This window comes from Labrys sp. Lb11 (assembly GCF_057554225.1).
Genome location: NZ_BAAJOT010000006.1, coordinates 361,052 through 384,189, shown reverse-complemented (window position 1 = coordinate 384,189; position 23,138 = coordinate 361,052). Strand labels below are relative to the sequence as shown.

At 63.7% G+C, this 23,138-nt stretch carries 18 protein-coding genes, 1 tRNA gene and 1 pseudogene; 10 read left to right on the top strand and 10 right to left on the bottom strand.

Annotation, left to right across the window (positions count from 1 at the left end; all coding sequences use genetic code 11):
- Window positions 1–74 precede the first annotated feature (74 nt).
- The 3 genes from AC27L4_RS23805 to AC27L4_RS23795 all read right to left on the bottom strand — a co-directional run bounded on the left by AC27L4_RS23805 (window position 75) and on the right by AC27L4_RS23795 (window position 3,055).
- Window positions 75–1,766, bottom strand: coding sequence for a SulP family inorganic anion transporter (locus AC27L4_RS23805; RefSeq protein WP_487144916.1), 1,692 nt, complete (start codon window positions 1,764–1,766; stop codon window positions 75–77).
- Between the two features lie 50 nt (window positions 1,767–1,816).
- Window positions 1,817–2,572, bottom strand: a complete 756-nt coding sequence (locus tag AC27L4_RS23800) for a helix-turn-helix domain-containing protein (RefSeq protein ID WP_487144915.1) — start codon at window positions 2,570–2,572, stop codon at window positions 1,817–1,819.
- Between the two features lie 168 nt (window positions 2,573–2,740).
- Window positions 2,741–3,055, bottom strand: a complete 315-nt coding sequence (locus AC27L4_RS23795) for a hypothetical protein (RefSeq protein ID WP_487144913.1) — start codon at window positions 3,053–3,055, stop codon at window positions 2,741–2,743.
- Between the two features lie 130 nt (window positions 3,056–3,185).
- Between AC27L4_RS23795 and AC27L4_RS23790 the strand changes: the two genes are divergently transcribed.
- The 3 genes from AC27L4_RS23790 to AC27L4_RS23780 all read left to right on the top strand — a co-directional run bounded on the left by AC27L4_RS23790 (window position 3,186) and on the right by AC27L4_RS23780 (window position 5,683).
- On the top strand, window positions 3,186–3,737 hold the full coding sequence (locus AC27L4_RS23790; RefSeq protein ID WP_487144911.1) for a hypothetical protein: 552 nt from the start codon (window positions 3,186–3,188) through the stop codon (window positions 3,735–3,737).
- Between the two features lie 99 nt (window positions 3,738–3,836).
- Window positions 3,837–4,700: a hypothetical protein gene (locus AC27L4_RS23785; RefSeq protein WP_487144909.1), complete on the top strand. Its 864-nt coding sequence runs from the start codon at window positions 3,837–3,839 to the stop codon at window positions 4,698–4,700.
- A 245-nt stretch (window positions 4,701–4,945) separates the two neighbouring features.
- Window positions 4,946–5,683 carry an alpha/beta fold hydrolase gene (locus tag AC27L4_RS23780; RefSeq protein ID WP_487144907.1) on the top strand — a complete coding sequence of 246 codons (738 nt, stop codon included), beginning with the start codon at window positions 4,946–4,948 and terminating at the stop codon, window positions 5,681–5,683.
- A 122-nt stretch (window positions 5,684–5,805) separates the two neighbouring features.
- Here AC27L4_RS23780 and AC27L4_RS23775 read toward each other — a convergent pair whose 3' ends face one another.
- Both AC27L4_RS23775 and AC27L4_RS23770 read right to left on the bottom strand, forming a co-directional pair.
- The gene (locus AC27L4_RS23775; protein ID WP_487145244.1) at window positions 5,806–6,714 is read right to left on the bottom strand and encodes a calcium-binding protein; all 909 of its coding nucleotides are present in this window, start codon (window positions 6,712–6,714) and stop codon (window positions 5,806–5,808) included.
- 42 nt (window positions 6,715–6,756) lie between these two features.
- Window positions 6,757–7,386, bottom strand: a pseudogene (locus tag AC27L4_RS23770) (calcium-binding protein); the annotation flags it as partial.
- Between the two features lie 901 nt (window positions 7,387–8,287).
- On the opposite strand from AC27L4_RS23770, the gene AC27L4_RS23765 reads away from it, so the two are divergent.
- On the top strand, window positions 8,288–9,496 hold the full coding sequence (locus AC27L4_RS23765) for a transporter substrate-binding domain-containing protein (RefSeq protein ID WP_487145243.1): 1,209 nt from the start codon (window positions 8,288–8,290) through the stop codon (window positions 9,494–9,496).
- A gap of 123 nt (window positions 9,497–9,619) precedes the next feature.
- Window positions 9,620–10,246: an ANTAR domain-containing response regulator gene (locus tag AC27L4_RS23760; protein ID WP_487144905.1), complete on the top strand. Its 627-nt coding sequence runs from the start codon at window positions 9,620–9,622 to the stop codon at window positions 10,244–10,246.
- Between the two features lie 217 nt (window positions 10,247–10,463).
- On the opposite strand, the gene AC27L4_RS23755 is transcribed toward AC27L4_RS23760, so the two are convergent.
- The 3 genes from AC27L4_RS23755 to AC27L4_RS23745 form a co-directional block, all read right to left on the bottom strand.
- The gene (locus tag AC27L4_RS23755) at window positions 10,464–12,107 is read right to left on the bottom strand and encodes a purine-cytosine permease family protein (protein WP_487144903.1); all 1,644 of its coding nucleotides are present in this window, start codon (window positions 12,105–12,107) and stop codon (window positions 10,464–10,466) included.
- A gap of 331 nt (window positions 12,108–12,438) precedes the next feature.
- Entirely contained in the window at window positions 12,439–14,523 is a 2,085-nt protein-coding gene (locus tag AC27L4_RS23750; RefSeq protein ID WP_487144901.1) for a hydantoinase B/oxoprolinase family protein, read from the bottom strand.
- 38 nt (window positions 14,524–14,561) lie between these two features.
- Complete coding sequence (locus tag AC27L4_RS23745; RefSeq protein ID WP_487144899.1) at window positions 14,562–16,634, bottom strand: hydantoinase/oxoprolinase family protein; 2,073 nt, start codon at window positions 16,632–16,634, stop codon at window positions 14,562–14,564.
- 749 nt (window positions 16,635–17,383) lie between these two features.
- Between AC27L4_RS23745 and AC27L4_RS23740 the strand changes: the two genes are divergently transcribed.
- The 4 genes from AC27L4_RS23740 (at window position 17,384) to AC27L4_RS23725 (ending at window position 21,267) form a co-directional block, all read left to right on the top strand.
- Window positions 17,384–18,514 (top strand): aminomethyl transferase family protein, encoded by a 1,131-nt coding sequence (locus tag AC27L4_RS23740; RefSeq protein ID WP_487145242.1) that lies wholly within the window; start codon window positions 17,384–17,386, stop codon window positions 18,512–18,514.
- A gap of 94 nt (window positions 18,515–18,608) precedes the next feature.
- Entirely contained in the window at window positions 18,609–19,214 is a 606-nt protein-coding gene (locus AC27L4_RS23735; protein ID WP_487144897.1) for a dimethylamine monooxygenase subunit DmmA family protein, read from the top strand.
- A complete protein-coding gene (locus tag AC27L4_RS23730; protein WP_487144896.1) occupies window positions 19,211–20,176 on the top strand; it encodes a PDR/VanB family oxidoreductase in 966 nt (321 codons plus the stop codon). Before AC27L4_RS23735 ends, AC27L4_RS23730 begins: the two co-directional genes overlap by 4 nt.
- A 50-nt stretch (window positions 20,177–20,226) precedes the next feature.
- Entirely contained in the window at window positions 20,227–21,267 is a 1,041-nt protein-coding gene (locus AC27L4_RS23725) for a heme-dependent oxidative N-demethylase family protein (RefSeq protein ID WP_487144894.1), read from the top strand.
- 277 nt (window positions 21,268–21,544) lie between these two features.
- On the opposite strand, the gene AC27L4_RS23720 is transcribed toward AC27L4_RS23725, so the two are convergent.
- Window positions 21,545–21,634, bottom strand: a tRNA-Ser gene (locus AC27L4_RS23720).
- 173 nt (window positions 21,635–21,807) lie between these two features.
- A complete protein-coding gene (locus AC27L4_RS23715; protein WP_487144892.1) occupies window positions 21,808–22,233 on the bottom strand; it encodes an organic hydroperoxide resistance protein in 426 nt (141 codons plus the stop codon).
- Window positions 22,234–22,596: 363 nt separating this feature from the next.
- Here AC27L4_RS23715 and AC27L4_RS23710 point away from each other — a divergent pair, with 363 nt between their 5' ends.
- Window positions 22,597–23,064 carry a MarR family winged helix-turn-helix transcriptional regulator gene (locus tag AC27L4_RS23710; protein ID WP_487144889.1) on the top strand — a complete coding sequence of 156 codons (468 nt, stop codon included), beginning with the start codon at window positions 22,597–22,599 and terminating at the stop codon, window positions 23,062–23,064.
- Window positions 23,065–23,138 lie beyond the last annotated feature (74 nt).

Genomic DNA, 23,138 nt, shown 5'->3' with positions numbered 1-23,138 from the left:
TCCCAACCCGGGTTCGCGCCGGCCGCGACGCGCAAGTCCCCTCCCGCAGCGGCGCAGGGGGAAGGCTGCCACGGTCATCGCTGCGACCGCCATTTCTCATAGGCCGGCATGACCTCCCCGAGGTCGGCGAAGACCATCGTCCCGCCGATCTCGTCGAGCACGCCCGCGCGCCTGAAGATCGCGGCGGGTTCGCTGTGCAGCTCGGCGATGCCGAGTTGCAGGCCTCGCTCCGACAAGGTCTTGCGAAGCGTCTCCAGCATCGCGGCGGCGGTGGAATCCACCTGGGTGACCGCGCTGGCGTCGAGGATGAACCAGTCGGTGCCGGCGGGCAGCCCGGCGAGGATCGCCTCCAGGCGGGATTTCACATAGTCCACGTTGAAGAAGAGCAGGCTGCCCTGGATGAGGCACACCGCCAGCCCCGGAACCGGCCGCGCATCCGGGGATCGATGCAGCTTGTGGAAGCCGTCGCGACCGGGAATCCGCCCCAGCAGCGCGTCGCGCGGCCGCATGTCCTTCAGCAGCACGTAGAGCAGGGTCGCGCCGACCGCGAGGGCGACGCCGCTCAGGGCGCCGAGGCTGATGGCGCCCCACATCCCGATGAGAGCGAAGGCGAACTCCATGCGGCTGATGCGCCAGAGCTCGCGCAGGCTGGCGATGTCGATCAGCCCGAGCGCGGCCGAGACGAGGATCGCGCCGAGGGCGGGCGTCGGGAGAAAGCGCAGGGCCTCGTTGAGGAACAGGAGGATCACCGCCAGGGCGGCGGCTGCGACGAGGCCGGCGACCTGGGTCTTGCCCCCCGCCGAAAGATTGACCGCGGTGCGCGAGTCCGACGCGCTGATCGGAAAGCCGCCGAACAGCGCGGAGGCCAGATTGGCCGCGCCGAAGCCGACGAGCTCCCTGTTGGCGTCCACGTCGGTCTTGGTCAGGGCCGCAAAGCTGCGCGCGGTGACGACGCCGGCACCGAAGCTCACCAGCCACACCGCCATGGCGCCCAGGACGAACTCGCGCAGCGGCAGGGCGGAGATCGCCGGCACCGCGAAGGGCGGCAGACCCGGCGGAATCTCGCCGACCATCCTGATGCCCATCCCCGCCAGGTTGAAGACCGCCGACAGCACGACCGCCACCACCACGACCACGACGGGCCCCGGCACCGGCAGCCGCCAGGCCCTCGCGGCCTGCAGCAGCCCGAACATGGCGACGCCGAGCACCAGGGAGGGCCAATGGATCATGTCGGCCTTGCGCAGGAGCTCGACGAGCGGCGGCACCAGCCCGTCGGAGTCGATTTTCACCCCGGTCAGCCGGTTGATCTGCCCGACCATGATCGACAGCGAGATTCCGCCCATGAAGCCGATCAGGATCGGCCGCGACAGGAAGCTCGCGATGACGCCAAGCCGCAGGAGGCTGGCGGCGAAGCAGCAGACGGCGACGCCAGCCGCCAGCGCCGAGGCCGCCATGACGCGGTCGACCGGGGCAATCGCCATGATCGCCGCCAGGGCGGCGGCAAGCGCGGTCATCGTCGCGGCATCCGGACCGACGATCAGCGTCCGCGACGGCCCGAACAGGGCATAGCCGATCAGCGGCAGCAGGCTGGCATAGAGGCCGGTCTCCGGCGGCAGGCCCGCGATGGCCGGATAGGCGATCGCGCTCGGCAGGGCGACCGCGGCGATCGACAGGCCGGCGGTCGCGTCGCTGCGCAGCCATTGCAGCCGGTATGTCGCAAGGGCCCTCGCCAGCGGGACTGCGTCGATAACTTTCCTGAGGGGCATGGCGGCAATGTTCCCGCTCTCGTTCCCGACCTGCCGGGCCATGTCAGCCCCTAGCTCGTCGCGCACCACTCCGGCAGCGAGCCCTCCCTGAGCCTGCACAGCACGGCCTTGTTGAGCAGCACGATGTCGCGCCGCGCTGCCGGCAGCGAAATCACGCACTCCTTGGCAAACTGGGTCAGCGTCCGCGATACCGTCTCGATCGTCAGTCCGAGATAGTCGGCAATGTCGATCCTCGGCATCGGCAGGTAGAAGGAATCGCTCCGGACGCGTTCCGACACGTCGAGCAGGAAGGTCGCGACCCGTTCGGGCGCCGATTTCCGGCCGAGCAGGGTCGCATGCCCCCGCGCGCGGTCGAGGTTGAGAAGCGCGGACGAGACGATGTTGCGCGCCAGCCAGCCGTTGGCCGGTGCGGACGAGACGATGTTGCGCGCCAGCCAGCTGTTGGCCGGCTCGGAGGAGTCGACCGGCTGGCGTGGAAACGACACGACCTTGGCCCTGCTGACGGCTTCCGCGCCCAACTGATGCTCGCCGTAGAACTCGATGCCGAAGAACTCGCCGGCAACGTGGTATTCCGCGATCTGGCGGCGGCCGTCGCCCAGGAACTTGCAGGAGCGCACCGTTCCCGAGGCGACCCTGTAGTAGCTCGTCGCGGCATCCCCCTCGCCGAAGATGACCTCGTTCTTGGCGCAGAGGCGCTCAATTCCCGTCGGCGCCAACCGTTCGTCCACGCGCGCCGTGGTGGCCGCCTTCACCCGATCCGGGCCGGACCGGGCGAGTTCCGTAAACAAGTCAGCCGGTGTGAACATCGAAATCCTCGTTTCGATCCTGGTTCCCGGTCGCATGCATGTCTCGTCCCGCAATGAGCGGGACTCCCCCCGAGATGTCGCAGCGGCCTCCTTTAGACCGCACAGGCGCTGCTCGGCGCCTGCGCCAGGGCGAACCGGCCCCATCGTCGGCGCCCTCCGTCGTGCCGATCAGAGCCTCGGATATTGCTTGCACGGCTTCATCGGGATGACGTTGGCGCGATACAGCGCCTCCTCGATCTCCGCGGTCAGGCGCAAGCTCCACGGCTTCCATTCGAACACGGCTTGCTCGGAGTGCCGCAGGGGCATGACATCGGCCTCCGAGATGGCTCGGTCGATGTCCGCAAGCTCCTCACACATCTGACAAAAGTTCTCATCCTTTTTGAGAAGCTCGTCAATGATCGTACTCATTTCCGGGAACCTGCGCTTGGCTGCACGCTCGCTTGCCGCCCGCCGCTCCGCATCCGAATCCTGTATAGACGTCATGGCCCCCGCCCCGCCCAGGCTCCCGGTCAAATCCCTTGCTTTCCAGACTGCCTCCGCGGCATGCCATCCGAGCCTTTTCTCTCTGCGTAATTTGCGTGGACAATACGCGTAGCCGGCGACGCGAACGTTGATGGGGTCCTTTCCGACGATGCGGTTCAGGCGTGCCGGCGCCAGGCTTCAGACCGCTGCCAGCCCCGGTCCGCCTGAAGCGGAGGACCTCGACGCCGAGAGCATCAGGGGGCAGTTGCAGCGTATCGTCGGCAGCAGCGACTTCAACGCGACGGACCGCATGCGGGCCTTCCTCGCCTATGTGGTGAACGAGACCCTTGCCGGCCGGGCCGATCGCATCAAGGCCTTCACCGTCGCGACCGATGTCTTCGGCCGGGACGCGTCGTTCGACGCGCATTCCGATCCGATCGTGCGCGTCGAGGCCGGGCACCTGCGCCGGGCGATGGAGCACTATTGTCTGACGGCGGGGGTCGGTGATCCCGTCGAGATCACGATTCCGAAGGGTGGATGCGCCCCGCCCCTCCGGCGCAGGGGGCCGCCGCGGGAGACGGCGGCTGCGCCCCCTGCCGCGAGGCGGGACGGCGTCCTTGCCGCAATGATGGCGGCGCCCGTCCTGTTCGCTTTACGCCGGGCATACGGCCGTCCGCGCCCGACCTCCCGCGCCTCCTGGTGATGCCCTTCGACGACCTCACGAGCCAGGGCGGCTCGAAAGCCATCGCGCAGGGCGGCCTGACCCAGGAGGTCATCGGGCAGCTCGTCAAGTTCAAGAACATTGTTCCGGTCGAGGGGACTGCGCCAGCCCGAAGATGCGGGCGAGCGCCCCATCCGCTATGCGCTCGCCGGCCCCCTCAACATCACCGACGACCGCATCCGCCTGCAGGCGCGCGTCCAGCGGCTGTCCGACGGAGCCGTCCTCTGGGCCAGCGACTATGACCGCGACCTCAGCGCCTCGAAGGCGATGGAGATCGAGGTCGATATCGCACAGCAGGTCGCGACCACCCTTGGACAGCCCTATGGCGTGATCTTCCAGGCGGACGCCGCGCAGACGCCGGCCAACGCGCCTGACGGCTGGACGGCCTATGCCTGCACCCTGTCCTGCTATGCCTATCGGACGAACCTGGATGCCGGCGCCCGCGCCAGCGTCCGCAAATGCCTGGAGGCCGCCGTCGCGCAATTCCCGCTCTATGCGACCGCCTGGGCGCTGCTGTCGCAGACCTATGTGGACGAGCTGCGCTTCGGCTTTACCGGCGGCGCGTCGTACCCGGCATCCCTGGAGGATGCTTTAACGGCAGCCAGGCGCGCCATTGCCCTCGCCCCGACAACATCCGCGGCCTGCAGGCGGAAATGCTGGCTGTATTTTCGCGGCGACCAAAAGGCCGCCCTGGAGGTCGGCAGGCGCGCCGTCGCGATCAACCCCAACGACGCCGAGCTCGCCGGCGAGTACGGCGTCCGCGTCGCGGTGGCCGGCGACTGGGCGCGCGGCTGCAGCATGATCGAGCAGACGCGGAACCGCAATCCGGGCTCCCTCGCCTATTTCGAGGCCGCCCTGGCCCTCTGCTCCTATTTCCAGGGGGACTATTCGGCAGCCACGATGTGGATGCCGGTCGGACGTCCGCCCGTTCCGGCAAGCGAATGAAGCGCTTCGCGATTTGACGGAATCGCGTCAAGTCGCAAAGACGCGTCGAAACAAGGAGTTGGAGCAAAGCGCGGTTCCTCCGAAACACGCTTTGCTCTAGAGACAGCCCGGCTCGCTTCGTCTCAGGGGCCGTTCAGCCAGGGTCTGACAACAGCAGCGACGGCCATCGGAATCGACAAAGGCCGCGCGCCGCAATAGCTGAGGGTGCCTCGCCGCCTCCGGTCGGCACTCTTCCGGGAACAGTCATGCGCTTCGTGCTGGTTCTTGTCCTCGCCCTGTTCGCCTGGTCCCCGGCAATCGCCGGAGAGTGTGTCGTGCTTCTGCACGGCCTTTCCCGAACCGACACTTCGCTGCTGGTGATGGAAGAGGCGCTTCGCTCCTATGGCTACAAGGTCGTCAACGACGGCTATCCGTCCAACGATGCCCCGCTCGATCAACTGACCGGCTATGTCGACACCGCCGTGGCGTCATGCGGCGAGGCAACGAAGGTGCATTTCGTCACGCACTCCATGGGCGGCATCCTGGCCCGCCTCTGGCTGTCGAAGAACCGCCCCGCAAATCTCGGGCGTGTCGTCATGCTCGCGCCGCCGAACCACGGGTCCGAGCTGGTCGATGCTTTCGGCACCCTGCGATTGTTCGAGTATTTCAACGGACCGGCGGGCCTGCAACTGGGCACCGGGCCGGACAGCCTGCCGAACCGCCTGGGGCCGGCGGATTTCGAGCTTGGCGTCATCGCCGGCGAGCTTTCGATCAATCCCTTCCTCTCATCGATGTTTCACGGACCGAATGACGGCAAGGTGTCGGTGGAGAGCACCCGCCTCGACGGGATGAAGGATCACATCGTCCTGTCGACGACGCATACGTTCATGATGAACAACCCGCTGGTGATCGCGCAGACCTTGGAGTTTCTGCAACGCGGGACGTTCGACCACGATCTGACGATCGGCCAGCTGTTCCAGAAAGTGCTTCCGAAAGCGCCGTAGCCGCGCATGCCGGCCGCCGGTTCGTCGTCGCGCGCAAGTCCCGGGCCGCTTCGGCGTCGACACGCCGCGCGACCTGGCGCCGGAGCAGGGCGAGAAAGTCCGCCTGCCGAACGGATCGACGGTCAGCCCGAGCCGAGCAGGAAGTCGTCGGCGTGGAGCACGGCGGTCTTGTCGACGATCACCGAGAAGTCGAAGCGGGCGTCGCCGTTGGTGTCGCCGTAGAGGTAGAGCTTGTCGCCGATGACGCGGTAGCGCAGTTCGCCGGCATGGCGCGTGAAGCTCTCCGTGCCGATGAAGGTGAAGTGCTGCTGGCCGTCCAGCGTGCTGTCGGCGTCGAAGGCGGAGAGGTCGATCCTGTCGCCCTCCGCGGCGTTGAAGTCCACGATCCAGTCACGGTTGGCCGTCGACATGGTGCTTTCGGCGAGGGAGCGGAAGACGAAGCTGTCGGCGCCGGCGCCGCCGAGCAGCCGGTCGCCGCCCGTGCCGCCGGTCAGGACATCGTCGCCGGCGCCGCCGATCAGCGTGTCATTGCCGGCGCCGCCGTCGAGGATGTCGTTGCCGCCGCGGCCGTCGAGCCGGTCGCGGCCGTCCAGGCCGCTGAGATGGTTGACCGCGTTGTTGCCGGTCAGGCTGTTGTCGAGAGCGTTGCCGGTGCCGTCGATCGCCACGGTGCCGTTCAGCACCAGGGTTTCGACGTCGCCGACGACATGCGACGAATCCGACAGATCGAGCGTGACGATCGAGTAGACCTTGTCGATGCCGCCGGCGGGGGTGAAGACGCCCGGCGCCGTTCGGCTCTCGTTGACCACGTCTCCCGCGTCGTAGACGTAATAGGTGTCGTCGCCACTACCGCCCCACATCGCATCGGCGCCCGCGCCGCCGACGAGCTTGTCGGCCCCGGCGCCTCCAAGAAGAATATCGTTGCCGTCGTCTCCCCAGAGGCTGTCCTGCCCGTCGCTGCCGGCGATGCGATCGTCGCCGTCGCCGCCATGGATCTGGTTGCCGCCGGCATCGCCCGTGATGGTGCTCAAGGCGCCGCCATAGAGGTCATCAGAGCCATCCCCGCCATAGATGCGATCCGCACCATTGCCGCCGTCGACCGTGTCATTGCCGGAATCGCCGAACAAGGCATCGTTTCCGTCACCGCCATGGATCGTGTCGACGCCGGTGCCGCCGGATATGAAATTGTCGAGGCCGTTGCCGGTGATGACGTCGTTGCCTTGCTCGCCCAGGGCATCGAGGCCGGCACCGATCGCAAGGGTGTCGTTGCCCGATCCGCCAAGGATGCGCTCGCCCGCTGCGCCGGTGTAAGTGTCGTCGCCCGTCGTCAGGAGATGGTTCGTCGCAGCGACGCCGGTGACGTCGATCGACCAGGACCCGACGCCGTTCGCTATGTCAAGAATGGCGACAAAATACGTTGCCGTTATCGATATCGTCGCGGTGAAAAAAGCATTCTGGCCAACGCCGCCGCTGAAGGAGTTGGCAACCGGCCTTCCAACGAAATCGACGAGTGCGAATGCGGCATGAGCGCCAGCTCCGGTGTCGACATGCGCATAGAAGCTGTAGGTGACGCCTGCGGTGAGTTGAATCTGCACCGCATCCTGATCTCCGGAGACTTCAAAGTCACTTCCAAATGAAGCCCCGCTGTAAACGGGCTGGGGAAATACGGCTGTCGTACCAGTATCTCCGGGAATATCGACCATGTTTCTTCCCCTTATATTATATTCTTTTGATTGCGCTCACGCAACACGCCGAAAATCATGTCAACAATTCCGCAGCGTTAATAGAGCAAAAATAAGAGACAATGTCTAGTCGAATCGTACGAGGCGCCTCGCCAAGATGCCGGCCCGGCAGGGCCCAAGTGCCGCCGTTGCTCCCGGATTGCAAACACGACCTTGAGGTGGCCAGGCACCGAAACCGGCCGTGCCGCTCCGGCCGAAGCGGCGACCAGTTCCAGATCGAGCAGGCCCAATCCGACAGAAAGAAAGAGCCGCAGTCGCGGCTCATGAACGATGGAATGTCATAGGGCTGGCGCCCGTGCCCGTCAGCGCCAGCCCGCGGCGGACATGCATGGCTCTGTTCGGCGCGGGCCACTCAAGGGCGTCGCGGAGGTTCCCTGGAACGAGGCCAGACACTTGCCCACCTGCGATGCAACATATTGAACTTGCAGGGAATTGTCAAGAATTGCGCCGGACCGGCGATCATCCGGCGGAACCATCCGCGCCGGTCGCGTGCGTCGGCATTGCCGGAATATGCCGGGCACGCCGAAAACGGAGCGGACACTGCGTTGCGCCGGCACGGTCGATTTTACGGCCGGCGCCGGCCAAGCTGTGAGCGTAGGATTATATCCGCACGAGCTGAAGTAGTTGGCGCATTGAGCATCTCCACCGCCCCACTCGAGCCCGAGGCGGCGATTTGATCAAGTCAAGGACATTTGACATGAACCGTGATTCATAAGCATTCGTATATAATCGAAGACGGCCAGCCTCGAACAAATCATTGACCGCCTAGGTTGGTTCATCTAGCGTTTAAGACTGTCTGCGACGATAGTGCGGCTGGAATGGCGCGTTTCTGCCTAAAAGCGGCTTGCCCCATTCGGGTGTGATGGAGTCTTGCGCAATAATGACAAGTGATCGACCAATCCATATTGGGGTGCTGTTCTCGAAAACGGGTTGGACGGCAGCAACCGAGCGCAGCATGCTGTCCGCAACCGAATTCGCCATCGACGAAATCAATGAAGCGGGGGGAATAAATGGGCGCCGGATCGTTCCGATCTATGGCGACCCGGAAGGAAAGCCGTCAGCATATCAGGATATGGCCCGTGAACTTTTGTCGGAAAGAAAGGCGAGCATTATTCTTGGATGCTACACGTCCAGTCAGCGCAAGGCAGTCTTAAGTGTTCTTGACAAAGAGCACGGATTGTTGTGCTATCCCGCGCAATATGAAGGCTTTGAGTATTCAAGAAATGCTGTCTATTTTGGTGCAGTTCCCAATCAGAATAGTTTCTTTCTTGGATCGTATCTTCTAGCGAACTTTACACCGAGATTGTACATTGTCGGATCGGATTACGTGTGGCCGCGTGAGTCCGGGAGGATAATGGCAGATCTTATCAGTTCCCGCGACGGCGAGATCGTCGGCCAACGCTACCTTCGACAAGAAGCGTCATTTGAAGAGTTCGACGCTCTGATCAAGGACATGAAAAGCCGCAAACCGGATATCGTGTTCAACAATTTCGTCGGCGACTCGAACGTGAAATTCTACAAGGCCTATGCGGAGAATGGCCTCGACGCACATCAGATGCCCGTAGCGAGCTTGACGACCAGCGAAACCGATATACGCGAGATTGGCATCGGCGCAGCATCGGGCCATATTACCGCCGCCACCTATTTCCAGTCACAGACCAATTCGACCAACCGATCGTGCCTTGAACGATATCAGGCCGCGCGCGGCGAACAGCCCAATGCGAACATGGGCTGGGAGGCCGCGTACACCCAGGCTCATGTGGTTGCCCAGGCGATGAGGCGATGCGATTCGGACAACATCAACCTCGTGCGCGCGCAAATCCTTGGTTCGACCTTCGACGCCCCTCAGGGCGTGATCACGATCGACCCGTTGAATGCCCACGCGCATGTCTGGCCAAAGATCGGAGTCGTGCGAGGCGACGGGCAATTCGAGATCGTTGCCGAGACCAGCCACGCCGTCCCCCCCGACCCGTATCGGGCTGCCTATTTCCTGGATGACGAGGACACGCCATTGCAGACCACCGACCTGCCAAAAACGCTTCGAGCTGACTCGTTCGGCACCCAGGAGTGATCCAGTGATGCCGGAGGGTCCCCACACGCGTCGGCAGGCAAGCCGCTCGCCACAAACGGATGCCGGTGGGAGGGTATGATCATGCGGGGTCCCCATTCTTCCAGTGGCAAGGAGAGGGATCAAATGATTTTGGTCAAGGACTTGCGATCCTTGCGTGTCCTGCTCGTACAGCCGAAGAACAGCGAAGGTGCGGCTCTGCGCTCTCACCTGATGCGCATCGGCTGCCATGTGGAAGAAATCTGGCCTCCTCCGGAAACTTTCAAGAACATCGATATCGTTTTCGCGATGTTCGACCAAATCATAGAACATAAGATGACATTTGGATGGCAGGCTGACGATCCCCCTGCGGTCTTGATTGGAGTCATCGATTATGAAAATCCGCTTGCGATCGACAGATTGCTGCGAATGCGAGCGAATTCGGTCATCGGACTGCCGATCCGGCCTTTCGGAATTCTTACCAATCTTTTGGTGACGGTTAACAACTTCCGGCGCGAAAAACGGCTCAACGCAAACCTCAATCGCCTGCAGGCCAAGCTCGAAACCTGCCGGACGATTGAGCGCGCCAAGCTTGCGATGATGCTTACAAACAGTCGCTCGGAGCAGGAAGCCTATGGCATGCTGCGGCAGCTGGCGATGAGACGGCGCACCACGGTGGAGGTCGTTTCCAGCGAGATTTTGAACGCACTCGACTGGTGCGACGAAGACGAGCAGACGGCCTCCAAAGAATGGTGCGATCGTGAATTTCCGTAACGGATACGGACGGAGCCCGGCAGGGTCCGGCAAAGATATATGGAAGATGCCGCCGTGGAGCACCGTACCAGAAGCCGGGCACCGGCATTCAAAAAAACGATGTGACAACAAAGGCCTGTAGCATCAGGTCCGATCTTGAACCGGATCTGATGCTATCGCTCCCCGAGGGGAGGCATGTAGGTCGGGCCGCGCCGAGGGCGCAGCCCGCAATCATGTTCTACGTCATCGAAGTGCGTCGAGAGCCGAGCGTGACCGGCTCGCAGCGTCCGGCATAGGCTCTTGCCTCCGCCCGGGCTGCGAGCAGGAATTCGCGGCGGTCGGATGCGCAAGCCAGGCAAATCGGTTCATGACGGAATGAAGGATCGCGATCCATTTCGTGGGCAATATAGGCCTGGGAACAATGACTGCAGCGGATCCTCGCAGCCCATGGATCGGCGACTTCGCTTCTGGGATCGTGTGGCCGCTCCACGATATACCAGTTCGCGCGCGCGATCCCCAGAGACGCCGCATAGATGACGACGGCTATCGCCAACGTGATCGGCGGCGCCCAGATGCCGCCGAAGCTGCCGCCAAACACCAGGAGAAGGCAGCCGACCACCGATGCGACCACCCAGGCTCCAAGTCCGCCCGGGTTGACCAGCGGAACCCGACCGGGACGAAACTCCAGCATATCGGCCTTGATCCCGCGCATATAGCACCAGCCGATATGGGTAATGGCGACACCAACCCAGGCGACGATGATCACGCCCTGGAACTGGAGCGTCTGCAGAAGGTAGCCGAAGACATTCGTGAGCATCACAAGAAATATCACGACCGACATGATCGCCACCCACACGGTGCGGGGCAATGAGATCTTGAATGCCCGCGCAAAGAAGTTCTGCATGTTCGTGGATGAAAGATAGAAGTTGATCGTGTTGATTCTCGTCTGGCTGACCCAGACCAGGAGCACTCCGAAGGGCCCCATCAGTGCCACGATGCCGATGATCGCCGAAGTCTCCGACAACGGTCCCACGATCGGAATGGTTTCGGCGATGAAGATCCCGACCGCACCGTTGATCAGCAATGTGACGACATAGAAGGGAATGCCGAAGCTCGTATTGCCGTTGGCGACGGCATCCTCCTTGCGGCCGAAGCGAGCCACGTCCCACGTCATCATCACCACGACCCACACGCCCATGTAGACCGTGAAGGCGAACCACCAGCCGGGAACACCCATGTCAGCATTTTTTACTGGAAGGTGATTCAGCCAGTTGTTTGAATAACCGTGCGTAACAATCGCCCAGACGACACAGGCGACAAGACCAAGGACATACAAAGGAAGCAGTACCCCATTGATCCGATCCAGCCAGGTGCGGACACCACGCATGACCAGAGGGGCGCTGTAGCAGCAGACGATGAAATACCACAGGCTCATCGGTCCACCGAAATAGTCCTGAAGAGCGATGGCGACGATGGTGCCCTCGGCAATGGCATAATAGGTGATTGTCACCCCGAACAGCAGCGCGGCGAACGTCGCGCCGACCTGTCCGAAAACCGCTCGGGAAAACAGCGCCACGTTCGTGCCGCTTCGTGCCGCAAAGCGAGCGGCGACATTACACAGAATCCCGTAAACCACCGTCGATAACGCAATGCCGATCAGCGTATCGATCGTGCCGACCGACAGTGCGACGGTACTGCCGACGACGACCCAGAACATGGCGCTCATCAGGCCGAACCAAGCCATCGCGAGCGAAAAACGCGAGCTCCGCCAGGTCGGAGGCACGATATGCAGCGAGAAATCCTCGGCCGCGGCCTGGCGCAAGACGCCAGGTTCGTCCTGATAGATGATCTCCGGTTTTGGAATGGTACTGGCTGTATCCACGGTGTCCCCTCCTGTGGTCGCGGTCGTACCAATGTCAGCTGGGCAACCAGGCTTCAGTGGCCGGTCCGCAGGATGCGAAGTGCCAACCGTCTTTCGTCGCGGATGGCTATTGGCCTACATGTGAGAGCCGCCTTGAACAGGTTCATGCGCGAGTGTGCTCCTGGCCCAAAGGGCAACCGGAGGAGAGCCGGCATCATCGAGAATGCGCATTGCCCCGAACGCGATGGCATTGGCGTTTGCAGCCAATCCATCGCCATTGCAGGCCGCCTCGCCTGGCGGCACTGGTCCGGAGGCGGTGCGTTCGGCGCTCCGCCTCCCATCCACGACCGCCTCAGGCGGCCCGGGATCTCTGGGTTGCTTCCTGGCCTAGGACTGCCAGCGTCTTGCCCCAATAGGGCACGACCCTGCGCCTGAGCATCTGGCGAAACTGACTGGTCGTGTTGGGCAGGAGCGTGCCATCACCCCAATCGAGGATAACGCCGTATTGCCGGATGCAATCCATCTCGTTGAGCTTGCCGGCGCGGTAGTCTGCGGCGATCCTTTCGGCATCTTCGTCGAGCCAGCCCAGGCGAGCCGCAGCGATGTGCTGGCGTTCCCTCTCGGTTGCCTCGACATCGACCTCGTACTGCGCCAGATCGCGGTCGATCACCCGGATGACGACACCGTAGTCGATCCTTGCCCGCTCGACGCTGACATATTCGTCGGCCACGTCCTCGCAAACGAGCTGCGGGTCGCGCAGCAGGGGGTCGCCGACGCCGCCGCCGCCGGCGGATGGACGCGTGAACACGTCGTCCAGCTCAATCGGCAGATTGGAGAAGATGGACCCGAGATAGCGCTCCTTCTCCGTCCCCTTGTTGAGCCAGACGCCGTGCGGGATCGAGGGCAGGCCGCCCCACATGCCCCATGTGACTGAGCGCTCGCGATCGCAGCAATAGGACACCACGATACGCTCGCCTTCGAAGACGGAACCGCCCTTCTCGGCGCCGAGCCCGCCTCGGGCCTCCCCGGGGCCGGCCGAGTCCTGGACGAAATCATGGCATTTCGTCAGCACGGGAGCGAGGCGCTCCTGGCCCTCGAGTGGCTGAATGCCGTATTGGGCGCCGAACACCGGGGCCGTGGCATTGAAGCCGTCTCGACCATTGCGGCCGCCCCAGCCACCTGCCATCCAATCATACCACATGAAATAGGGACGCCCCTTGATCCTGGTATCGCGCCCTCCAACGAGCAGATATTCGAGATTGAAGGCGCATCCCATGGTTCGTTCGGGCAGGATTTCGGCCCAAAGGCCGAACACCGAGTTCATGAGCTTTTCGAACGGGCCTGAACAAAAACCGGCACAGGGGCTCGGCCAATCGGCGTTGACGACGGTCCCCGGTTCCCCGACGTTCACGGTTACCGCTCGGTAGAGGCCGGAGTTCAGCGGCAGATCCGGGAACTGATATTTGGTTCCCGCCACGATGCCCGCGAACGAGCCGCCATAGGCCGCATTCAGGAAGGTGGAAATCTGCGGATGCGATCCCGACAGATCGTAATGGGCGTGATTGCCGTCGATCGTGAACTTGATCTTGATCGGGATCAGGCCCTCCTCGAGCTTGGGATCCTGATCAATATAGTCTTCGGCGTACCAGGTACCGTCCGGCAACTCGGCAAGCCGGGCGCGCATGAGCACTTCGACGTAGTCCTGCACTTCCTGGAACGCGGTCTTGATCGTCTCGACGCCGTACTTGTCGCAAAGCCGGACGATTTCGCGCTCGGCCACGGCGGTCGCCTCGGCCTGCGCCTGCATGTCGCCGATGACATCGCCGGGATTGCGCGTGTTGGCGGCGATCATGCGGGCCACGTCTTCGAGCCAGACGCCCTTGCTCCAGACCCGCACCGGCGTGATGCGCAGCCCTTCGCCCATGTGGTCGAGCGCCGTGATATTGAAGGACCCTGGCGCCGCGCCCCCCATATCGGCCCAGTGGCCGTTCGCCTGCGAGTATCCCACCAGTTCGCCCTTGTAGAACATCGGGCGCAGGATCCGCGTGTCGTTGAAGTGACTGCCGCCGCGGAAGGGGTCGTTGATGATGAAGACGTCGCCGGCGTGGATATCGTCGCCGAACGCCTCGATCACCGCCTTGCAGGTATAGTGGAGTGTTCCCACATGCGCGGCGATATCGCCGGTTCCCTGCATCACCAGGTTACCCTGGGGATCGCTCAGCCCCGACGAGAAATCGCGGCAGTAGATCACGAACGAATAGCAGGTCCTCAGCAACTGCTCTGCCATCTGATCGACGATATTGACGAAGGCGTTGCGTAGAACCTCGAATGTAATCGGATCGAGTGTGGTCTTGAACACCGTCTTCCGATCCGCAGGGAGCGGCGGATGCTGGATGCCCTTGTCGGAAAGTCCTGCATATTTGCTGGAGTTGCTCATGCTGTTCTTCCTCTCCATGTTCCTATGCCAGGCATCGCTTATGCGGCATCGAGCTTGATCTGGATGTTGAGCCACTCGTCGATATGGGCGACGCAATCCGGCGGGATGACGGTGGTCGAGTCGAGCTGGTCGATGATGGCGGGCCCCTTGATCGTGACCCCTGCCGCCAGATGATCGCGATCATAGAGGTTGGTGGTCATTGCCTCGGACCGTCCATGGAACCACACGTCCCTCGTTCCCTTGGGCGTCGCCTGGGCACCCTTGTCGATCTTGACTTTCGGGAAGGACGGTTTGGGGGTGACGCCGATCGCGCGAACGGTCAGACGATAGATCTCGACCGGGAAGTCCTCGCGCCGGAAGTTGTGCGCCTTCTGATATTCATTGTGGAAGATCGCGATCGCCTCTTTCATCGATTTGATCTGGCCGGAAACCGGCACCGCCAGCGAGCGCCACTGGCCGCGATAGCGCATGTCGACAAGACGCTGGAACGTCATGTCCTTCCCGTCGACGCCGTCGGTTTCCAGCCGCTGGCGCCCTTCGGCTTCGATCTCCCTGAACGCCGCCTCGATGTCGGCCGGATCGGCCTCGACGGCGTCCTTGAAGAACATCCGGGTCACATCGTGCTGGACGTCGACGAGCATGCAGCCGACCGCGGAGGTCACACCGGGGTTTGGCGGAACCACCACGACCGGAATGTTGAGCTCGCGCGCGATGTCGACGCCGTGCAAGGGGCCGGCTCCTCCAAAAGCCACCAGCGCGAAATCACGAGGATCGTGGCCCCGGGCAATGGAGATCAAGCGAACTGCATCGGCCATATTGGCATTTGCGACCCGGAGCGTCGCGAGCGAGGCATCGATCACATTGAGCCCGAGCGGTTCGGCGATTTTCGCCATTGCCACCAGGGCGGCATCACGATCGAGCTTCATCGTGCCGCCGGCCAGTTCGGTACCAACGCGCCCCAGAATGATGTTCGCATCGGTGTTGGTCGGTTCGGTTCCCCCAGCCTTGTAGCAGGCGGGACCGGGCACGGAGCCGGCCGATTGCGGACCGTTACGCAGCGATCCCGCCTTGTCGAGCCAGGAGAGCGAGCCACCGCCGGCGCCAATGGTGAGAACCTCGACCGAGGGGAAGCAGATCGGGTGGCCCCAATCGACCTCCCATTTGTCGGTCATCCGCAGATGTCCGTCTGCCGCGAGCGAAATATCGGCCGACGTTCCACCCATATCCAGACCGATGGCATTCTTGTAGCCGCACAGGCCGGCAAAATGCCTGCTCGCGATCGCCCCTGCCGCGATGCCTGAAGCCGCGAGCCGCGCCGCATATTTCTCCGCCGTCGCCGGCGTTATCACCCCACCACCGGAATGCAGGAGCAGCACGTCGGCTTCATAGCCGGCTTCGCTGGTTCTGCGGTCGATATCGCGCGCATAGGGGCGGATGATCGGCGCCAATATCGTATTGGCGACAGTCGTCGAAAATCGGTCGTCCTCGAAGATCTCCGGGTGTGTTTCGTGCGAGGTCGTGATTGCGACATCCGGCCCAAGTTCTTCGGCAAGAATTTCGGCCATTCGCAGTTCATGAGCGCCGTTGACATAGGCGTTGATGAAACACACCGCGACCGCGGTCACCTTCCGCTTGCGCAGGATGCGCGCGACTTCGCGAGCCTCGGCCTCGTTGAATGGCTCAATGACCTCGCCGCGATAGTTGATGCGCTCGGTAACAGCGAAACGATCGCGCCGGCGAACATAGGGCGGAGTGCCTTCCTTGTATGCATCCCAGGGGTCTTCTCTGGTACCGCGCCCGATTTCGAGAACGTCACGAAAGCCCTTGGTCGTCACCATTGCCGCGGGCTTGAAATTGCGGGTTATCAGCGCATTCGTGGCGATCGTCGTGCCGTGGGTAAACAGTTCCACGTCATGCCAATCAATCCGAGCCGCAGCAGCTCCGTTCATGACAGCGTCAATCGGATTGGTCGTGCTTGGGACTTTTGCAACGGTTTGATTGCCGTTGGAGTCAAGAATGAAAACGTCGGTGAATGTTCCTCCAACGTCGATGGCAACTCGAACACGTGCCCCCTTAGACGCAGAGCTGCTTAGTCTTCCGTCTATATTCATAGGCGGACTCCTCCAAATTTACGTTGGACAGTGTGATCCGGACAGCACAACGCATGTCGTGCAGTGCGATTATCTTTTATGTTGGGAGGGATGATCACGCACCATACCTACTGCGCGCTGCGCAATGGGCCGTGACCGCGTTCTCTGTTGAACGTAACCGGTAGCATAGGCACAAAATACTGAATCCGCCAAACGGTTTTTTTGCGTGGGCAGCGGTGCGCATGCCCGAAGCCTTTCCTCGGGCATGTTCTTGGCGAAGACGGGCAATAGTCCACAGGCGGGGGCGATTGAGCGCCAAGGATCGCCTTCAGGCGCCGTTTTTGGCTTGTTGGCTGCCCAATCTAATTTTATTTAAAATTTATAATTTTTATATAATCAAAAGTTCCTGCGCAAAAAATGCCGCCATTGACCAATTTTCTCACTAGACAAAAATCTTGAACACAGGGAGAGTGGCGGGCGGTCGCAAGGTCAAACAGGCCTGAGACTGAACCATTCAAAATCCTCCGCTGTCGTCACCCAAATGTGGGGGATCGAGCCGTTCTGTGAACTCGGTTTCGAGCCGTTCCGAATCCTGAGCTCAGCGAATGGCAAAAGGCCTTACCAGCCGAGGGCATGCGCTGTCCCCATTACGCCTCCTGACAAGAGCGGTGAGGATGGAACCAAACCCGGCTCCCCGGGCCACACGGGCCTGACCAGAATTGGTCCGAAGACCGGCCACCAAATCACAGAAGGGAACATCCATGAGTGTCATGTCCTGGCGGCGTTCGCCGCTCGCAGCCCGTCACCGAGCCCTGGGCTCCACCCTGGAAGACTGGAACGGGATGGAGACCGCCTGGACCTATACCGCCAGCACTCTCCCCGACGAGCACGAGGCGATCCGCACCAAGGCGGCGCTGATGGACGTGTCGGGCCTGCGCAAGGCGCATCTGGTCGGACCGCATTCGCACCAGGTGCTGCAGCGCCTGACCACCCGCGACGTGCGCAAGATCTATCCGGGCAAGTCGGTCTATGCCTCCGTGCTGACCGACGGCGGCAAGTTCGCCGACGACTGCATCCTCTATCGCACCGGTCCGAACTCCTGGATGACGGTCTACGGCTCGGGCACCGGCCTGGAGGACATGGGGCGCGAGACCATCGGCAAGAACGTCGCCGTGCTGTTCGACGACGACCTGCAGGATCTGTCGCTGCAGGGGCCGGAGGCGGTGAACTACCTCGCCAGGCACGTGCCGGGCATCCGCGACCTCAAATATTTCCATCACCTGCAGACGACGCTGTTCGGCAAGCCGGTGATGATCTCGCGCACCGGCTATACCGGCGAGCGCGGCTACGAGATCTTCTGCCGGGCCGAGGATGCCGTCGAGATCTGGGATACGATCCTGGCCGAGGGCAAGGCGATGGGCATCGTGCCCGCCTCCTTCACTGCGCTCGACTGGCTGCGGGTGGAGAGCTACCTGCTGTTCTACCCCTATGACAATTCGCAGATGTATCCGTTCGAGAACGAAGGCCCCGGCGACACGCTGTGGGAGCTCGGCCTCGACTTCACGGTCTCGCCCGGCAAGACCGGCTTCCGCGGCGCCGAGGAGCATGCCCGCCTGAAGGGCAAGGAGCGCTTCAAGATCTTCGGCGTCCTGGCCGACACCGACAAGGTGCTCGACGCCGGCGACGAGCTCTGGGCCGACGGCAAGAAGGTCGGCATCGTCACCTGCGGCATGTATTCGCGCCTGACCAAGCGCTCCATGGCGATCGCCCGCATGGCGGTCGACGTCGCCCGCATGGGCGCCAAGCTGGAGGTGAAGGGCAAGGGGGGCGCGTGCTCGGCCATCGCCCATCCCATCAACTTCGACGACCCGCAGAAGAAGAAGCGCACGGCGGTGGGCTGAGGCCCGCGGCGCGGCGGGCCCCGGCCCGCCCCGCCGGCGCCAGGTCACGGGCGGCGGCGACGCCGCCCGGCAATTCGGAGACGAAGACAGTTCCATGCTCGTTCACGGCATCAAGAGCCGGCCGGTCTACGGCACGCTGAAGGCCAGTCCGGTCGGGACATTGCACCTGATCATCGCCGACGCGGAAGGCGCGCAGGCGATCCTCGACATGGCGGCAACCGCGCCCGAAGGATTCTTCGACAAGGCGCATATCATCTACGTGCCGGCCGGGGCGGCGCCCAAGGACTACGGCGCCAAGCTGCAGGCGCTGGCGCCGAACCAGTTCTACCAGGGGCCGACGATCGCGGCGGCGCTGCCGCGCCTCGCCCAGACGCTGGCCACCGCCCATATGGGCACGCAGATCTACCTCGCCGGCACCGAAGGCCTGATCGGCCAGGCGATGCGGCTGGCGATCGAGGCCGGCGTCGACCATGCCTCGATCCAGACCGAGCATCGCGGCTCGGAAGCGCGCCGCGTGCAATGCGTGCATTGCAAGGGCATCACCGAGGATGTCCGCACCCAGCCGGCCGTCTGCGCGCATTGCGGCCTGACGCTCCTGGTCCGCGACCACTACTCGCGCCGCATCGCCGCCTTCCAGGGCGTGCGCATCGACGCCGAGGAGCCGGGCGTCATCCCGCCGACCGAGGAGCTCTTCCCGTGAGCGACAAGACGCCGAAAATCGCGGTGCGCGTCACCGAGATCACCGACATCACCCCGCTGATCAAGCGCTTCCGCTTCGAGGCGCGCGACGGCGCCAGCATGCCGGTCTTCTCGGGCGGCGCCCATGTGGTGGTGGAGATGCGCGACGGCGACACGCTGCGCCGCAACCCCTATTCGCTGATGAGCCCGCCGCAGCAGACGCAGAGCTACACCATCAGCGTGCGGCGCGACGACGTCGGGCGCGGCGGCTCGCTGTTCCTGCACAACAAGGTCCGGGAAGGAAGCGAGCTGCTGATCAGCCATCCCGTCAACCTGTTCCCGGTCGACCATCGCGGCCGCAAGCACCTGCTCTTCGCCGGCGGCATCGGCATCACCCCCTTCCTGGCGATGATGGCCCAGCTCGCCGCGGAGAACCGGTCCTTCGAGCTGCACTACGCCGTGCGCTCGACGGCGCACGGCGCCTATCTGCAGGAGTTGGCGGCGCTGTACGGCCAGCGCCTCCACGTCTATTGCGATGACCAGGGCGAGGCGATCCCGCTGCAGCGGCTGCTCGGCACCCAGCCGCTCGGCACGCATCTCTATGTCTGCGGCCCGGCCGGCATGATCAACTGGGTGCTGTCGACCGCCCGCGCCTGCGGCTGGCCGGAGCAGGCGCTGCATTCCGAGCAGTTCCTGGCGCCGGCCTCGGGACAGCCCTACGAGGTGACGCTGGCGCTGTCCGGCCGCACGGCGCATGTCGGTTCGCACCAGAGCATGCTGGAGGCGATCGAGGCGGCGGGCGTCGACGCGCCCTATATGTGCCGCGGCGGCGCCTGCGGCCAATGCGAGGCCAGGGTGCTGTCCTGCGACGGCACGCTCCTGCACAACGACCACTACCTCACGGCGGAGGAGAAGGCGTCGGGCACCAAGATCATGCCCTGCGTCTCCCGCTTCGAGGGCCGCAGCCTGGTGCTCGACCTGTGACCGCGCCCGCGCGCCATTGTCGACACGCTTGATGAGAAGGATGGGATAAGATGGGCATCGAATTTCGCCAGGAAACCTTCCGCGACGACTTCACCTTCCGCAACAGCCCGGCGGCGATCCAGCGGTTTCCGTTTCCGTTCGACAAGGACAACTACATGTATGCCGTGAACATCGAGCCCCATGTGCTGGGGCCGAAGGGATCGGTCTACGAGAACCTGATCGACGTCGACGAGCACTACGTCTCGGAGATGCGGGACCGGGCCATCGTGCTGAAGGAAGACCCGCTGCGCTGCCAGTCGCTGCCGCACATGACGCTGGCGGGGTGGGATCTGCTCGAGCTCCTGATGGAGCAGCAGGCGCTCGGCTATCCCGAGCATTTCGAACTGCACCGCGACGGCGACACATGGCGCTGGATCAACCGGCCGCTCGGCATCGACGACACCTTCACCTTCGGCGACGTCTCCACGCTGCCCTATGGGCCGATGGAGTACATCACCCGCCAGTCCCAGGGCGATTTCTGCCTGCTCGACCAGCGCGACGGCAATCTGTGGATGGACGCCGGCATCGTCACCACCCAGGCCGACTGGTCGCTCGACTTCGACATCGGCATGAACTTCATGGAATGGCACGGGCCCGTGCCGCTGGCGCACCAGATCGGCGTGTTCGAGCGGGCGCTGAAATTCATGCTGAACCTGCGCCAGGGCTCGCCGGTGCGCCGCTTCAACTGGACGATGACGGTCAACCCGCGGCTCGACACCAGCCCGGAGAACTATCACAAATGGGGCGTCGACCGCATGTCGGTGACGCCGGAGAATGTCGGCGACAAGGTGCATCTGCGGGTCGAGCTGCAGACCTTCTTCCGCCTGCCCCGCTCCAACGCCATCGTCTTCCCGATCCGCTGCTACCTGATCAAGCTGGAAGAGCTGGTGACCGTCCCGAAATGGGCCCGGCGCATGCACCGCGTGCTGCGCGACCTGCCGCCCGAGCTGATCGACTACAAGGGCCTGACCCGCTGGCGGCCGATCGCGCTCGACTACCTGTCGCAATTCGACGATGGGGCAGAGACCTCGCCGGGCACCTGGCCGGATTGAGGCGGGGAGCGCGGCCTTCAGCATCACCGTATTCGGGCGGATTGTCCTGCGCGGTCTGCCGCGTCCGCGCGTCCTTCAACTCCTCGACCATACGCGACCACTCGCGCAGCTCGACGACGAGGGGATCGAGATGGACGACTGGCCGGAGGACGGCCACGATGCGGAAGAGGTTGACCACCTTTAGGGGGCGAGCGTCGGACGCCACCAATCACCGAGATTATGACGAGCGGCAAAATTTTCCACTTTTCGTCGCAAATCATTGATTTTATTAGAGAATTGGCGGAGAGGGTGGGATTCGAACCCACGGTGGGCTTGCACCCACGGCGGTTTTCAAGACCGCTGCCTTAAACCGCTCGGCCACCTCTCCATCCACAGCCATTTGCGGGAAGTGGCGGCGCTTTGCAAGAGGCGCGGAGCAAAACGGCCTGTCGGCGGGCGGGCTGGAAGGATGATGGCGGGCATCCGCCGGCCGACAGCGCTCGCAGCCTCCGGGCGGGAGACGGGCGCGAGGCTGCAGGCGCTCGCGCCCGGACAGGCGGATCAGACGACGGAGAGCTTCACGTCGACATTGTTGCGGGTGGCGTTGGAATAGGGACAGACCTGATGGGCCTTCTCCACCAGGGCCTCGGCCTGGGCCCGCTCCACGCCCGGCAGCTTGATGGCGAGCGCGATCTCGAGGCCGAAGCCGCCGGCCGAACGCGGCCCGATACCCACCGTGGCCGTCACGGTGGCGTCCGCCGGGACCTTGGGGCCGCCCTGCGAGGCGACGAACTTCATCGCCCCGAGGAAGCAGGCCGAATAGCCGGCGGCGAAGAGCTGCTCGGGGTTGTTGCCGGCGCCGCCCGCGCCGCCGAGCTCATTGGGCGTCGCGAGCGTCACTTCGAAGGCGCCGTCCTCGGTGCGGGCGCGACCGTCGCGGCCGCCGGTCGCTGTGGCGGTGGTGCGGTAGAGAACATTGACCGACATGTCGGGTCTCCTGTGGTTGAGGGCTGGAGAAGATGTCAGCGGGCCGGGGCGCGTTCGCGGAGCGCCGAAGCCTTGGCGGGCGTGCGGGCCCGCGTCTCCCCTCCTCTCTCCGGCGGCCGTTCGTGCCGAGGGCCCATCCGGACCATCGACCCGATCGGCGCCGGCGTCCAGGGGGCTCGCCGCGCAAACCGGCGGATGACCCCGCACGGCGCCGCGGAGGCGAAGACCATTGCCATGGCATCTTCCGAAAGTTTTATATCGTCCACGATCAGATCGTCTGCGCTTAAAATACCTCGATCGAGCCGACTGTCAAGCGCTTGCGTTTAAATCGTGCGCGATTTATTTATGACATGAGGAGGCGCCATGCCCGACGACACCACGCCCACCAGGCTGAAGCTGGAAGACTTCCTGTGCTTTGCCGTCTACGCGGCGGGGCACAGCTTCAATCGTGTGTACAAGCCGCTGCTCGACCCGCTCGGCCTGACCTACCCGCAATACCTCGTCATGACGGCCCTCTGGGAAGAGGACGACCAGACCGTCGGCGAGCTCGGCGAAAAGCTGTCGCTGGAGTCCAACACGCTGACGCCGCTGCTGAAGCGGCTGGAGGCCCAGGGCCGGATCCGCCGCGCCCGCGACACCCGCGACGAGCGCCAGGTGCGCGTGCGGCTCACGGCGGAAGGACGCGCGCTCTCCGAGCCGGCGGCGGCGGTTCCGGCCTGCATCCTCGCAGCCTCCGGGCTGACGCCGAATGAGCTCAAGCGCCTGCAGGGCCAGATCATGAAGCTGCGCGACGCCCTGCAGGCCTGCGCGCCCGCGCCGCCGGCGGCCTGAGCCGACACGGCGAAGCCGCGCACGGCGGAAAGCCGCAGGCCCATGAGAGGTCCGCGGCCGTGAGGTATCTTGCC

Excerpts from the sequence above, each read along its gene's own strand:
- AC27L4_RS23790 (WP_487144911.1), top strand. The coding sequence starts at position 3,186 with ATGGGGTCCTTTCCGACGATGCGGTTCAGGCGTGCCGGCGCCAGGCTT.
- AC27L4_RS23805 (WP_487144916.1), bottom strand. The coding sequence starts at position 1,766 with ATGCCCCTCAGGAAAGTTATCGACGCAGTCCCGCTGGCGAGGGCCCTT.
- AC27L4_RS23715 (WP_487144892.1), bottom strand. The coding sequence starts at position 22,233 with ATGTCGGTCAATGTTCTCTACCGCACCACCGCCACAGCGACCGGCGGC.
- AC27L4_RS23795 (WP_487144913.1), bottom strand. The coding sequence starts at position 3,055 with ATGACGTCTATACAGGATTCGGATGCGGAGCGGCGGGCGGCAAGCGAG.
- AC27L4_RS23745 (WP_487144899.1), bottom strand. The coding sequence starts at position 16,634 with ATGAATATAGACGGAAGACTAAGCAGCTCTGCGTCTAAGGGGGCACGT.
- AC27L4_RS23710 (WP_487144889.1), top strand. The coding sequence starts at position 22,597 with ATGCCCGACGACACCACGCCCACCAGGCTGAAGCTGGAAGACTTCCTG.
- AC27L4_RS23725 (WP_487144894.1), top strand. The coding sequence starts at position 20,227 with ATGGGCATCGAATTTCGCCAGGAAACCTTCCGCGACGACTTCACCTTC.
- AC27L4_RS23740 (WP_487145242.1), top strand. The coding sequence starts at position 17,384 with ATGTCCTGGCGGCGTTCGCCGCTCGCAGCCCGTCACCGAGCCCTGGGC.
- AC27L4_RS23735 (WP_487144897.1), top strand. The coding sequence starts at position 18,609 with ATGCTCGTTCACGGCATCAAGAGCCGGCCGGTCTACGGCACGCTGAAG.
- AC27L4_RS23800 (WP_487144915.1), bottom strand. The coding sequence starts at position 2,572 with ATGTTCACACCGGCTGACTTGTTTACGGAACTCGCCCGGTCCGGCCCG.
- AC27L4_RS23780 (WP_487144907.1), top strand. The coding sequence starts at position 4,946 with ATGCGCTTCGTGCTGGTTCTTGTCCTCGCCCTGTTCGCCTGGTCCCCG.
- AC27L4_RS23765 (WP_487145243.1), top strand. The coding sequence starts at position 8,288 with ATGGAGTCTTGCGCAATAATGACAAGTGATCGACCAATCCATATTGGG.
- AC27L4_RS23750 (WP_487144901.1), bottom strand. The coding sequence starts at position 14,523 with ATGAGCAACTCCAGCAAATATGCAGGACTTTCCGACAAGGGCATCCAG.
- AC27L4_RS23760 (WP_487144905.1), top strand. The coding sequence starts at position 9,620 with ATGATTTTGGTCAAGGACTTGCGATCCTTGCGTGTCCTGCTCGTACAG.